Origin of the sequence: Chromobacterium sinusclupearum (assembly GCF_002902845.1) — a bacterium.
In the GTDB taxonomy this organism is placed as follows: domain Bacteria; phylum Pseudomonadota; class Gammaproteobacteria; order Burkholderiales; family Chromobacteriaceae; genus Chromobacterium; species Chromobacterium sinusclupearum.
On record NZ_PPTF01000073.1, the window covers coordinates 40391 to 53797 of the forward strand.

Annotated in this window: 10 protein-coding genes, 1 tRNA gene and 1 pseudogene; 10 read left to right on the forward strand and 2 right to left on the reverse strand. The window is 61.7% G+C overall.

Annotation, left to right across the window (positions count from 1 at the left end):
* Positions 1-138: 138 nt before the first annotated feature.
* The 3 genes and pseudogenes from C2134_RS22175 to C2134_RS15860 all read left to right on the forward strand — a co-directional run.
* Positions 139-396 (forward strand): annotated as a pseudogene (locus tag C2134_RS22175) (transposase family protein); the annotation flags it as partial.
* Positions 397-517: 121 nt separating this feature from the next.
* The gene (locus tag C2134_RS15855) at positions 518-715 is read left to right on the forward strand and encodes a hypothetical protein (protein WP_103321109.1); all 198 of its coding nucleotides are present in this window, start codon (positions 518-520) and stop codon (positions 713-715) included.
* Between the two features lies 1 nt (position 716).
* A complete protein-coding gene (locus C2134_RS15860; RefSeq protein ID WP_103321110.1) occupies positions 717-1253 on the forward strand; it encodes an ISAs1 family transposase in 537 nt (178 codons plus the stop codon).
* A 1572-nt stretch (positions 1254-2825) separates the two neighbouring features.
* On the opposite strand, the gene C2134_RS15870 is transcribed toward C2134_RS15860, so the two are convergent.
* Positions 2826-2901: transfer RNA gene (locus C2134_RS15870), tRNA-Ala, on the reverse strand.
* A gap of 25 nt (positions 2902-2926) precedes the next feature.
* Positions 2927-5257 carry a PAS domain-containing sensor histidine kinase gene (locus C2134_RS15875; RefSeq protein WP_103321112.1) on the reverse strand — a complete coding sequence of 777 codons (2331 nt, stop codon included), beginning with the start codon at positions 5255-5257 and terminating at the stop codon, positions 2927-2929.
* Between the two features lie 186 nt (positions 5258-5443).
* Here C2134_RS15875 and C2134_RS15880 point away from each other — a divergent pair, with 186 nt between their 5' ends.
* The 7 genes from C2134_RS15880 to C2134_RS21745 all read left to right on the forward strand — a co-directional run.
* Positions 5444-6448: a TRAP transporter substrate-binding protein gene (locus C2134_RS15880; protein WP_103321113.1), complete on the forward strand. Its 1005-nt coding sequence runs from the start codon at positions 5444-5446 to the stop codon at positions 6446-6448.
* A gap of 57 nt (positions 6449-6505) precedes the next feature.
* Positions 6506-7096 (forward strand): TRAP transporter small permease, encoded by a 591-nt coding sequence (locus C2134_RS15885; RefSeq protein ID WP_103321114.1) that lies wholly within the window; start codon positions 6506-6508, stop codon positions 7094-7096.
* The gene (locus C2134_RS15890) at positions 7093-8421 is read left to right on the forward strand and encodes a TRAP transporter large permease (protein ID WP_103321115.1); all 1329 of its coding nucleotides are present in this window, start codon (positions 7093-7095) and stop codon (positions 8419-8421) included. The genes C2134_RS15885 and C2134_RS15890 overlap by 4 nt, the downstream gene beginning before the upstream one ends.
* A gap of 151 nt (positions 8422-8572) precedes the next feature.
* Positions 8573-10858, forward strand: a complete 2286-nt coding sequence (locus tag C2134_RS15895; protein WP_103321116.1) for an NADP-dependent malic enzyme — start codon at positions 8573-8575, stop codon at positions 10856-10858.
* A 79-nt stretch (positions 10859-10937) separates the two neighbouring features.
* Complete coding sequence (locus C2134_RS15900) at positions 10938-11195, forward strand: PhaM family polyhydroxyalkanoate granule multifunctional regulatory protein (protein WP_043627808.1); 258 nt, start codon at positions 10938-10940, stop codon at positions 11193-11195.
* Positions 11192-12835 (forward strand): ArnT family glycosyltransferase, encoded by a 1644-nt coding sequence (locus C2134_RS15905; RefSeq protein ID WP_103321117.1) that lies wholly within the window; start codon positions 11192-11194, stop codon positions 12833-12835. Before C2134_RS15900 ends, C2134_RS15905 begins: the two co-directional genes overlap by 4 nt.
* A gap of 124 nt (positions 12836-12959) precedes the next feature.
* Positions 12960-13407, forward strand: a 448-nt coding sequence (locus C2134_RS21745; protein WP_199179960.1) for a DUF535 family protein, incomplete at its 3' end; no start/stop codon positions are given.

Consider the following 13407-nt stretch of genomic DNA (forward strand, 5'->3'; position numbering starts at 1 on the left):
CCAAGCCAGGACTGTTGGCTTTACCTGCTAATACAAAGGAATGCTGGCCGATTGATTTCATGGACACCCAGTTACCCAGGGCCATTCAACGCTGAACTCGTAGTTGAATGACCGGTCAGTATCTATTTGTGATATGCCATGCTGACTCTCGCCATTCTCTCGTCCATCCCCGACCATCGGCGCGGCCAAGGCCGCTTGTTCGACCTGCCGCACGTGCTCCTGTGCAGCATCTTGGCCGTGCTGGCCGGCGCAAATAGCTACCGCTCGGTCTATCGCTTCATTGATGTTCGCTGGGACTGGCTACGCCAGCACACAGGCCTCAATTGGCGGCGCAAGCCTTGCTACACCGCGCTTTACACCATCCTGCGCGGTATCGATGCCGGCGCCCTGGAACAGGCACTGCGCCAGCAAGCCGCACAACTGACGGCGCCCTCCCAGAACGAGGGCATCAACGCCATTGCCCTGGATGGCAAGACCTTGCGCGGCAAGCCTCGACCAAGCGGCGCAAACGCCAGCGTTGCAATGGCTGTCCGCCTTCCGCCATCTCGATCACCTGGTGCTGGGACAGGTCAGCTGGCGCGATGGCGACAAGAACAACGAAATCGCAGCGGCGCAGCAACTCATAGAAGAGTTGGGATTGCCTGGCCAGCTGTACACCTTGGATGCCTTGCATTGCCAAAAAAACACTGCAGATTGCTCAAAAATGCGGCAGTGATGTGCTGGTTCAGGTCAAGCGCAACCAACCCAAGCTCCACGAGCAGCTGTTGGAATTCGCTACCTCGCATGCGGCAGCGGAGCTGCACGTCACGCAGGATGTGGGCCGCCGCAACCGCATCGAACAGCGGCAGGCGCGTGTCTGGCACCTGCCAGAGGGCGAATTGCCGGAAGACTGGTCCTTGTTGCGCATGCTGATTTGCGTGGAACGCAACGTGGAGCGTTTCGACGTTCGCTATCAGCAATGGCGACCCAGCAAGGATGCTGCCTGGTATGTCTGCACCCGGCAATTGAGGGCGGTGCAAGCCAGTCAGCTGGTACGCGGCCATTGGGGCATTGAAAACCGCTGCCACTACGTGCGCGACGTGACCCTGAACGAAGATGCCAGCCAGATCAGCATCAATCCTGGCGTGTTTGCGCAGCTGCGCAGCTGGGCACTAAACAGCTTGAGTTGGGCAGGCCACCTCAATATCAAAGCGGCCCGCGAACAACTGGGTTGGTCGCCAGACCAGTTGCTGGCGCTATGCAAGCTGCCATGAGATAGCGTTGAATGGCCCTGCCCAGTTACCGGGTTAGTACAACTGCCTCTTGTTCAATCCGATGGATAATTTCAAAGGTTAAGCGATGTTCATGAATGTCGATCTGGCGTTACTGGTATAATGCCTGGTGCACTCTTGGCATCAGGTAATTGAATAGTACAGCAAACCCAAAGTAATTCTCAGCGAAAAAGGCCGAGAATATCTCAGCGCGAAGCTCATGAGCTGTACAGAAAAAAAAGCACTTCCCTAGAACATATCCAGTCAGGATATGCCTCAGTAGAATGCGTATACGTGTCGCAACCGGATGGCTCGTCATAACACGTTCAGTCATTACCTACTCAATTCGATCCACGAAACATAGGAATAAGCAACTGACTGGACGTGGGCCTACAATCATGAGTCCCAGCTTATAGCGTTTGCAGGCGTTATCCCGGAACAAAAACTGGCGCACAGCCAGATGACTTTACGTTAACCGAACTAAAAATGGAAGGAGGATTGCCATAAGATCTAACCCCCGGAGGATGAAATGTAAAAGCCCTCCAAGAAGGAGGGCTTTTATTTAGATCAAAAAATTAACAATTAAGTTAAATATTAAATATAATATTACCATTACGGCTTCAGAGAAATAATCTCATACATACCTAATGACTTGCTGGCCACTCATAGGGGGATTCTAGAAACCACTACTATGAGTCTAGCTCCTCAAGCCAAGGCTTAACGCTGGGTAATGGCAGCGTAGCCTATCTCGCATGGCATGATCCCATTCTTTAAAAAATGGAAACATACGTATGGAAGCCGGGTTATAGCGGCGAAGCCGCAATTGCTAAAGAAAAACGCTTACAGAAAAATCCTGCAGACAAATTTTCTCAAACATACACCAAAACCACCAACATTGTCAAGACGTTGGAGGCACTTTAACACCGCCTTCTGAAATTACATTGTCATCCAATGATACATCATCATCATGCAAAAGCAAGCCAACCAACGTCACTTCGGCAAGCATCTAACACTCCGTGCTTCAATATAGGCACTAACCTCTCAAAATATACCGCATACAGCCACACAAAGTGTGTGTCCGTCGTTACAAATCCGAGGCAGCGGCCACCTCACAGCAAGATCGATACCCCCCTCTATTGTCGGCAAGTTGAGTCTTTGAGCTTGGGCTATTGGAGCCCCCCCTCTCGAACCGATCAAGTCGAGGAGGCAGTTCCGCTGCTACGGTGTAACGACAGGCAACGGACTAATAACCCCTTTACACGTGAACTAGGCCACAAGTACGAAGGGCAGTACTCAGATCAACCAGCAACGGCCCCGTGAGACCTGAATCAATTCAACAAGGAACCATAAGCTGGCCAAAATCGACGATTTGTACCCATAAGCTGGCCAAGAGCTGGAACGGTGTTTCAAACGTGGAAAGCCTTGCTGCGCAACACTTTCAAGGAATAGGGATGGTGAAAATGGAATGAACTTGGGACGGCGGAGTGGCTAGAAATGCGAAACGGGAAGCATAAGCTGGCCGTTTCGGCCAGCTTATGCTTCCCGTCACAACTCTGCTAAGCCCTTGATATTCCTTGGTGGACCGAAGGAGGATCGAACTCCCGACCTCTGCATTGCGAACGCAGCGCTCTCCCAGCTGAGCTATCGGCCCGTCGATGGATATCGATGCGGAAATACTAGCACGACGGCATTTCGCTTGACCAGCCCCCTGCCCCTCCCAGCTCCGCGCCGGCCAGCGGCAGGCTGAACCAGAACACGCAGCCGCCCTCCGGGCTGCTGACGGCGCCGAATTCGCCGCGGTGGAATTCCACGATGGAGCGGCAGATGTTGAGGCCGATGCCCATGCCTTCCGGCTTGGTGGAGTAGAACGGCGTGAACAAGTTGTCCTGCATGCCGGCGGCCAGGCCTGGGCCGTTGTCCACCACTTCCACCCGCCATTTTCCGTTGCCTACGCAAGTATGCAGCTCCACGCTGGGCCGCAGAGTGCCGGCGTCCACCAGCGCTTCGATGGCGTTCTTCATCAGGTTCAGCAGCACTTGCTCGATCAGCACTGGGTCCATGTCTACCTGGCAGGGGCGGCGGTCTGGTTCCAGCTGCAGATTGACGCCGTTCTTGGCGGCCAGCGGCTCGGCCAGGATCAGCGCGCGCTGCACCACGCGCGCCGGTTCCACCCGCTCCAGCTGCGGCTCATGCTTTTTGACGAAGGCGCGGATACTGCTGACGATTTGCGCGGCGCGGCGCGATTGTTCGGCGATCGCTTGGATGGCGTCGCGCACGCCCGCCGGCAGGGCCAGTTCCTCCGGCAGCCGGCGGCTGACGCCGGCAGCGTAGGTGTGGATGGCGGTGAGCGGCTGGTTCAGCTCATGCGCCAGCGTGGACGCCATTTCGCCCATGGCGATCAGCCGCGCGGTGTTCTGGAACCGCTCCTGCTGCGCCTGTTCGCGCTCTTCGCGCCGACGCTCGGCGGTGACGTCGCTGAGGATGGCCAGCCAGGCGGTTTCGCCGGTTACCCACTCGATGCGGCGGCGGCGCAGCAGCAAACAACGTTCGCCGGTGATGATGAACTCCTGGCCGTACTCGTCGCCATCGCGGCCGGCGCGCAGGCCCGGCAGCAGCACGCAGCACGGCGCGTCGGCGTCGCCCACTTGCCACATCTCGGCAAAACCCGGATTGGCGTACAGCAGCTGGCCGCTGCCCTGGTCCACCACGCAGACGCCTGCGGCCAGGCCATTGAGCACAGTAAGGAAACGGCGATGCGCCGCGTCCATTTCCTTGCGCTGACGCTGGCGCTCGGTGATGTCGAACATCGAGGCGATCCAGCCATGCTGGCTGCCGTCTTCCTGCACCAGCGGGGTGGCGAACAAGCGCACTACCAGCGTGTCGCCGCGCTTGCGCATCAGCGTCAGTTCAAAACCCTGCTCCTGCTGGCGATTGTCGCGCACGGCATCCATCGCCTCGGCCAGCACGCCGTGCTGGTCCTGCGGCCAGAACGGATGCGGCGGATGGCGGCCCACCAGTTCCTCCGGCGCGAAGCCCAGCATGTCGCAGAAGGCGCGGTTGACGCGGACGATCTCCCCTTCCAGCCCTACCGCCACCAAGCCGCTTTTCATCGAGTCCTCAATCGCCTGGCGCAGCGACACCTCCTGCGCCAGCTTCTGTTCCGTCGCGGCCCGCTCGCGCATATGGCGGCGGATGCGCCACACCGCGTACAGCAGCGTCAGCAGCAGCACGATGATGATGCCGGTCAGCACCGGCAGCGTCAGCCCCAGGCCGCTGCGATAGCTGACCGCCCGCAGGTACAGGCCATAGCCAGGCGGATCAAAGCTGGTCTGGTGCGAGATATTGCCCGGCTGCTCGGCGGCGTCGAACTTTTGCGCCAGCGTCTTGCCGCCCACGTCCAGGATGCTGATGTAGTTCTTGGAGGCGATCCACCATGGCACCTGGTGGTACAGCAGGCCATCCAGCAGGTAAGACACGCGGATGCCCCCCAGCAGCTGGCCGTCGCGCACCACCGGCACTGCCAGGTCGAAACGGTATTTGCCATCGACGCCCTGATACGGGGCGCCGTAGCTGGCCCGCATTAAGCGGCCGGCGCGCCACAACGCGTCATATTCTGAAGAGTTGAGCTGCCGGCCGTCGCGGCGGATGCCGTGCGGGTCCCACTCCACCTGATGATTCAGCCCCACCCGCTCCAGCGTCACCAGCTCGGGATTTTCGCGCAGGTAAAACGCCGCCAAATGGGCAAAACGGCCGCTATCTGTCTTGCCGGCGGCGATGTCGCGCGCCAGGGTGTCCGCCCACTCCTGATGCCCCTCCAGATGCATGCGCAGCGATTGCTCCAACCACAGCACTTCCTGGATCAAGTTGTCCTGCTGCTCGTCGCGCCAGTCTCGGTACACCAGATAGCTGAGGCTGCACAGGGCCAGCAGCAGCGCGATCAGCGCAAGGCTGACGCTCGGCCACAGCAGGCGCGGGGTACGGCGAAGAGAGGAATCGATAACAGGCATGTCGGGCAGCCGGGCAGGAAACGACCTTGATGATAACGCGCCCGCGCCAAGCCGGGGCAACATGCCCCTGTTCTGGAATTCCCTAATGGTCAGCGCAGCATGGAGCTTATACTTTAAGAAGTAAAACCGTCGGCCCGATCCGGCCCATAACATCAAACAACGCTACAAATGGATGGAGAACCTTACATGAAGCTCAAGCATATCGCGCTGGCATTCTGCGCCAGCCTCACCCTGTCCGGCGCAGCCCAGGCGGCCGGCGAAATCGTCATCAAGTTCAGCCACGTGGTGGCGCCGGACACGCCCAAGGGCAAGGCGGCGGAATACTTCAAAAAACTGGCCGAGCAACGCACTCACGGCCGCGTCAAGGTACAGGTTTATCCCAACAGCCAGTTGTACAAGGACAAGGAAGAACTGGAAGCGCTGCAACTGGGCGCGGTGCAGATGCTGGCCCCCAGCCTGGCCAAATTCGGCCCGCTGGGCGTGAAAGAATTCGAAGTATTCGATCTGCCCTATGTGTTCGACAACTACGACCAAGTCAACAAGGTGATGCACGGCCCCATCGGCAAGCAGCTGCTGGGCAAACTGGAGGGCAAGGGCATCAAGGGCCTGGCCTATTGGGACAACGGCTTCAAGAATTTCTCGGCCAACAAGCCGATCAAGAGCCCAGCAGACCTGAAGGGCATGAAGATCCGCATCCAGTCGTCCAAGGTGCTGGAAGAGGAAATGCGCACGCTGGGCGCCCTGCCGCAGGTGATGGCCTTCTCCGAGGTGTACCAGGCGCTGCAGACCGGCGTGGTGGATGGCACCGAGCTTGAAGCCTCCAATCTGTACACCAGCAAGTCCTATGAGGTGCAGAAAAACCTGACGCTGACCCAGCACGGCTTCCTCGGCTACGCGCTGATCGTCAACAAGAAGTTCTGGGACGGCCTGCCGGCGGATGTGCGCACTCAGCTGGACAGCGCGGTGCAGGACGCCACCGTCTACGCCAACCAGATCGCCAAGCAGGAAAACGAAAAGGCCGTCGCCGCGATCAAGGCTTCCGGCAAGACTCAGGTCTATACCCCCACGCCGCAGGAGCGCGAAGCGTTCAAGAAAGCGCTGCTGCCGGTGCACCAGAAGATGGCCGCCCGCATCGGGCCTGAGCTGCTGAAGGCCATCTACAAGGAAACCGGCTTCAACCCCGCCAAGTAAAGGCGATCCGCCGCGCCCTGCCGGGCGCGGTTTTTCCATGCGCTGAGGAAACCCGCCATGCTGAAAATCCTCGACCATCTCGAGGAGTGGATGATTGCCTGTCTGATGGGGGCCGCCACCCTGATCACCTTCGTCGCGGTGCTGCACCGCTACGGCTCGGGCATTCCCACCCTGCAACCCTACCTCGCCCACATCAATCTATCGTGGGCGCAGGAGCTGACCGTTTACCTGTTTGTGTGGATGGCCAAGTTCGGCGCCGCCTATGGCGTGCGCACCGGCATCCACGTCGGTGTGGATGTGCTGATCAACCGCCTGCCGGACAAAACCCGCGGCTACTTCATCGTGTTCGGCCTCTTGGCCGGCGCGCTGTTCACCGGCATCGTCGCGGTGATGGGCGGCAATTTCGTATGGGACATCGCCCATACCGACCAGACCTCGCCTGACCTGGAGGCGCCGATGTGGCTGGTTTATCTGGCCATCCCGGCCGGTTCCTCGCTGATGTGCTTCCGCTTCCTGCAAGTAGCCTGGAACTTCATCCGCACCGGCGCGCTGCCAAAGCACGACCACGGCCATGTGGACGGCCTGGAAGGCGACGAGACGCTGGACAATCTGCACCCGCACGACATCAACCGTGGAGGCCGTCCATGAGCGCGCTGATCATTTTCGGCCTGCTGCTGGCGCTGATGCTCACCGGCATGCCGATTTCCATTTCGCTGGGCCTGACCGTCCTGACTTTCCTGTTCACCATGACGGAGGTGCCGGTCACCTCGGTGGCGCTGAAGCTGTTCACCGGCATCGAGAAGTTCGAGATCATGGCGATTCCGTTCTTCATCCTGGCCGGCAACTTTCTGATGCACGGCGGGGTGGCGCGGCGGATGATACGCTTCGCCACCACCCTGGTGGGCCACTGGTACGGCGGCCTGGGCCTGGCTGGCGTGGTGTCCTGCGCGCTGTTCGCCGCCATCACTGGCTCCTCTGTCGCCACTGTGGTGGCAGTCGGTTCCATCATCCTGCCGGCCATGCTGAAACAGGGTTATCCGCAGCGCTTCGGCGCCGGCGTCATCACCACTTCCGGCGCGCTGGGCATCCTGTTCCCGCCATCGATCAATCTGGTGATGTACAGCATCGCCACGGCAGGCATGGACGTCACCGGCCCCAATGGCATGAGCGTGTCCACCGCTTCGGTCGGCCAGCTATTCATGGCCGGCGTGCTGCCCGGCTTGTGTCTGTCGGCCCTGCTGGGCCTGACCACTTGGTATCGCGCCAAGAAGTTCGACTACCCGCGCTTGCCGCGCGCCAGCTGGTCCGAGCGCTGGCAGGCCTTCCGCGAATGCGTGTGGGGCCTGCTGCTCATGGTGCTGGTGATAGGCGGCATCTATACAGGCATCTTCACCCCCACCGAGGCGGCGGCCATGGCGGCGGTGTACGCCTTCGTGATCGCGGTATTCGTCTACAAGGACATGGGACTGCAGGATGTGCCCAAGGTGCTGATCAACGCGGCGTCGATGAGCGCGATGCTGCTGTACATCATCACCAACGCCGTGCTGTTTTCCTTCCTGATGGCATCGGAGCAGATTCCGCAGACCATGGCGGCATGGATGGCCAGCCAGGGCTTCGGCATCGTCGCCTTCCTGCTGCTGACCAATATCCTGCTGCTGGCCGCCGGCAACTTCATGGACCCGTCGGCCATCGTGCTGATCATGGCGCCCATCCTGTATCCGGTGGCGGTGAAACTGGGGGTCAACCCCATCCACTTCGGCATCCTGATCGCGGTCAATATGGAAGTCGGCATGTGCCATCCACCGGTGGGACTGAACCTTTATGTCGCCTCGGGTATCACAAAGATGGGCATTACCGAGCTGACCGTGGCCGTGTGGCCATGGTTGCTGACCATGCTGGGTTTTCTGGTCGCGGTGACATTCATTCCGGAAATCTCGTTGTGGTTGCCGCGGATGCTGGGCATGCTGCATTGACATTTTCAAGTCAAACGATATGCAGCCGCGATGGGGCCGCCCATCGCGGCTTTTGTCCGACACGGCATAGCCCGAGCCCGGCATAAAGTCTTATAATGTTCCGCTATCCCTTACCAACATAAGAACATCTCTCTCAATCAGGAGCCTGCGAATGGACGAGCAATTGCGCCAAAGCGCGCTGGAATTTCACCAGTTCCCAACCCCGGGCAAGATCCAGGTATCGCCGACCAAGCCGCTGACCACTCAGCGCGATCTGGCGCTGGCCTACTCCCCGGGCGTGGCCGCCCCGTGCGACGCCATCGTCGAAGACCCGCTCAACGCCTACAAATACACTGCTCGCGGCAACCTGGTTGCGGTGATCTCCAACGGCACCGCCGTGCTGGGCCTGGGCAATATCGGCGCGCTGGCCAGCAAGCCGGTGATGGAAGGCAAGGGCGTGCTGTTCAAGAAGTTCGCAGGCATCGACGTGTTCGACATCGAAGTCAACGAGTTGGACCCGGACAAGCTGGTGGACATCATCTGCTCGCTGGAGCCCACCTTCGGCGGCATCAACCTGGAAGACATCAAGGCGCCTGAGTGCTTCTACATCGAGAAGAAGTGCCGCGAGCGCATGGGCATCCCGGTGTTCCACGACGACCAGCACGGCACCGCCATCGTCGCCGCCGCCGCGGTGCTGAACGGCCTGCGCCTGGTGAAGAAGGAAATCGGCGAAGTGCGCGTGGTGGCCTCCGGCGCCGGCGCGGCCGCCATCGCCTGCCTGGACCTGCTGGTGGCGCTGGGCGTGAAGCGTGAAAACATCACCATCTGCGACTCCAAGGGCGTGGTCTACATCGGCCGCGACGAGAAGCTGGACGAATCCAAGCTGCGCTACGCGATCAAGGACAACGGCTGGCGCAAGCTGGCCGACGCCATGGCCGGCGCCGACATCTTCATGGGCCTGTCCGGCCCGCGCCTGGTGAGCCAGGACATGGTGAAGAGCATGGCCCGCGATCCGCTGATCCTGGCCATGGCCAACCCGGAACCGGAAATCCTGCCGCCGCTGGTCAAGGAAGTACGCCCGGACGCCATCATCGGCACCGGCCGTTCGGACTTCCCGAACCAGGTCAACAACGTGCTGTGCTTCCCCTTCATCTTCCGCGGCGCGCTGGACGTAGGCGCCACCACCATCAATGAAGAGATGAAGCTGGCCACCGTGCGCGCGATCGCCGACTTGGCGATGGCCGAGCAAAACGACGTGGTGGCCACCGCCTACGGCGACCAGGAACTGTCCTTCGGCCCGGAATACGTGATTCCGAAGCCGTTCGACCCGCGCCTGATCGTCAAGATCGCCCCGGCCGTGGCCAAGGCCGCCATGGAATCCGGCGTCGCCACCCGCCCGATCCAGGACTTCGACGCCTACGCCGACCAGCTGGCGCAGTTCGTCTACAAGACCAATCTGTTCATGAAGCCGGTGTTCGCCCAGGCCAAGAAAGACCCGAAACGGGTGGTCCTGACCGAAGGCGAAGACGAGCGCGTGCTGCACGCCACCCAGGAAATCGTCACCCAGGGCCTGGCCAAGCCTATCCTGGTGGGCCGTCCCAGCGTGATCGAGAAGCGCATCGAGAAACTGGGCCTGAAGCTGCGCCCGGGCGTGGACTTCGAACTGGTCAATAACGAGTCCGACCCGCGCTTCAACGACTACTGGCAGGACTACTACCAGCTGATGAAGCGCAAGGGCGTGTCGCAGGAGCAGGCTCGCCGCCGCGTGATCGGCAACACCACGCTGATCGGCGCGATGATGGTGCGCCGCGGCGACGCCGACGCGCTGATCTGCGGCACTTACGGACCGTACCGCCAGCACTTCGACATTCTGGAGAACGTGCTGGGCTACGCTAACGAGGACAAGGTGGCCGGCGCGATGAACGCGCTGATCCTGCCGACCGGCAACATCTTCATCACCGACACCTACGTCAACGCCGAGCCGAGCGCAGAACAACTGGCCTCCATCACCAAGATGGCGTCCGAGTCGATCAAGCGCTTCGGCATCCAGCCCAAGGCCGCGCTGCTGTCCAACTCCAGCTTCGGCGCCTTGAACACCCCGTCCGCGCAGAAGATGCGCGCGGCGTTCGATCTGATCCGCGAAGCCCAGCCGGAACTGGAAATCGACGGCGAAATGCAGGGCGACGCGGCGCTGGTGGAAGCCATCCGCACCCAGGCGATGCCGGACTCCACGCTGAAGGGCTCGGCCAATCTGCTGATCATGCCGAACGTGGAAGCCGCCAACATCAGCTACAACCTGCTGCGCGTGTCGGCAGCCGACGGCGTGACCATCGGCCCGATCCTGATGGGCATGGCCAAGCCGGTGCACATCCTGACGCCGATCTCCTCGGTGCGCCGCATCGTCAACATGGTGGCGCTGGCCTCCGTCGACGCGCAGGCGCCAGGCCAACAGGGCTGATCCGCTCGCGCTTAGGGCATATACTGAACGGGCAAGCATCGCTTGCCCGTTTTTTCATGCCCAATGCAGGATGACGCCGATGAGCCAAGACCATTCCAACGACCCCTTCGCCCTGTTCCGCCAGTTCTGGCAGCAAGCCACGCCGCCCGGCATGCAGGCCTTCCTGCCGCCGATGTCGGAAGAGGAAATCGACCGCAAACTGGCCGAACTGCGCGTGGTGGAAGGCTGGCTGACGATGAATCTGGGCGTGCTGTCCATGCAGATCAAAACGCTGGAAATGCAGAGAGCCGCCCTGCACTCGATGCGTCCGAAGGACCCGCCCCCGGCCAAGCCGTGACCCCGGTCCGGCCCAGCCCTCCCCCCGCCCTGCCGTGGCCGGCGCTGGCCGCCGTGCTGCTGCTGTGGCTGATTCCCGGCCTGGTCGGCCATGAGCCGTGGAAGCCGGACGAAGCCTACACCTTCGGACTGGTGCGCCATATCGCCGCCAGCGGCGATTGGGTAGTGCCGATGCTGGCCGGCGAGCCATTCCTGGAAAAACCGCCGCTGTTCTTCATCAGCGCCAGCTGGACCCTGCAAGCGCTGCAGGGCTGGCTGGGCGCGCCGGACGCTGCCCGTCTGGCGGCAGGGCTGTGGAACGCCATCGGCTGGCTGGGGCTAGGCGTCGCGGCGCGCGGCCTGCTCGGCCCGGGCTTCGGCCGCTGGGCGCCGCTGCTGCTGATGGGCGCCGTCGGCTTGCCGATACGCGCCCATCAATTGATCACCGATACCGCGCTGATGGCCGGCTTCTGCTGGGGGCTGGCCGGCTTGTGCCACGCCCTGGCGCGCCCCGTCCTCGCCGGCCTGATGCTGGGCGGCGGCACCGCCATCGCCTTCCTCAGCAAGGGGCTGCTCGGCCCCGGCTGTCTGGGGCTCGCCGCGCTGGCCCTCCCGCTGCATCCGGCTTACCGCCAACGCCGCTATCTGCTGACGCTGGCGGTCGCGCTGCTGACCGCCCTGCCCCTGCCGCTATGGTGGATGGCCGCGCTGTACCGGCGCAGCCCGGAACTGTTCCATCTGTGGCTGGATGCCAATAATTTCGGACGCTTCAATGGCAGCGCCCATCTCGGCCCGCGCCAGCGTCCATGGTTCTACGGCCGCACCCTGCCCTGGTATGCGCTGCCGCTGTGGCCGCTGGCCCTGTGGAATGGATGGCGGGTGTTGCGACGCCAGGTCTCGCCGCTGATCATCTTGCCGCCGCTGGCCCTGTTTGGCGGTTCGCTGGCGGTGCTGCTGGCCGCGGCGGAAGCGAGGGAGCTGTACGCCTTGCCGCTGCTGCCGCCCTTGACGCTGCTGGCGCTGAGCGGATTGCCGTTTGCCTGGCGTCCGCCGCGCTGGGCGAGCATCGCACTGGCCGCGCTGTTTGGCTTGCTGCTGGGCTATCTGCTATTGGTGGCGCGGGTGCTCAGCGCGCCAGCCGACATCGCCTGGAGCCGGCCGCTGCTGGAGCGCCAGTTCAGCGGCTGGACGCCGGCCTTCTATCCCGGCCATTGGCTGGCCTTCGGCCTGGCGCTGGCCTGCTTGCTATGGTGCTGGCGCCAACCCTTGACCGCCATGGCCGGGCTGGCCTGGCGCTGGAGCATCGCCATGACGCTGCTATGGTGCGGCGTGGCCACGCTCTGGCTGCCGGCGCTGGATCACGGCATGCGCTACCGCGAAACCTTCCACGCGCTGAAGCCCACTCTGGAAGCGATACAGCGCGACGGCGGCTGCGTCGCCAGCCTGAATCTGGGCGAACCGCAGCGCGCCTTGCTAGAGTACTACGCCGGCTATCGCACGCTGCGCCTGGAAACCCAGCCGGCGGCGCATCAGTGCCGCTGGCTGCTGCTGCAGACGCTGCACGACCAAGCGCCGTCTGCGCTCGCCAAATTGCATCCAATATCCGTTTTCCAGCGCCCTGGCGATCACAAAGAACGCTTCCGCCTCTATTTACTGCCATAAAGCGGCAAACAGCGGCATGCTGAAACGATTTCGCGTCACACACAGTCACACTGTTCTACATATCTTTTAACAACTTCATGTCCGAACTTACCTTATCCTAACAAGCTAATCGGTGGGGGAAGGCATGACTGTAATCAATTCCGTGGATCTGTTCTGGTCGCTGGCCAGCGGCTCGTTTTCGCGCCGCGACGGCTTCGACGAGGGCAAGAACCGTTTCAAATTCGCATTCCGCGGCGTGTTGACCCTGCCGTGGACGCTGCGCTGGCTGAATACTTTCCGCTCGCAGACGCTGCTGCCCTACCTGCGGCACAATCCGCGGCTGGCCAGCAAGCTGCATCGCCCCTACCTTTACCGATCGCTCGGACCGGCCGGCAAGCTGCGCGCGCTGCAGGCCCACTACCAGTTGCTGGAAAAGCGCTTTTCCGGCGCGGCCCGCCGCCAGCTATTGTCCAGCCAGCATCTGCAACTGGCGGAGCTGGCCGGCAAGAACGACGGCAAGCTGCTGGTGGTGTTGACCCAGCAGCATAGCTTCGACAAAGAAGGGGAAATGTCGCTGCAGGTATGCAACGAGG

Coding starts and splice junctions, on each gene's coding strand:
- C2134_RS15875 (WP_103321112.1), bottom strand. CDS start 5,257: ATGCCTGTTATCGATTCCTCTCTTCGCCGTACCCCGCGCCTGCTGTGG.
- C2134_RS15880 (WP_103321113.1), top strand. CDS start 5,444: ATGAAGCTCAAGCATATCGCGCTGGCATTCTGCGCCAGCCTCACCCTG.
- C2134_RS15885 (WP_103321114.1), top strand. CDS start 6,506: ATGCTGAAAATCCTCGACCATCTCGAGGAGTGGATGATTGCCTGTCTG.
- C2134_RS15890 (WP_103321115.1), top strand. CDS start 7,093: ATGAGCGCGCTGATCATTTTCGGCCTGCTGCTGGCGCTGATGCTCACC.
- C2134_RS15895 (WP_103321116.1), top strand. CDS start 8,573: ATGGACGAGCAATTGCGCCAAAGCGCGCTGGAATTTCACCAGTTCCCA.
- C2134_RS15900 (WP_043627808.1), top strand. CDS start 10,938: ATGAGCCAAGACCATTCCAACGACCCCTTCGCCCTGTTCCGCCAGTTC.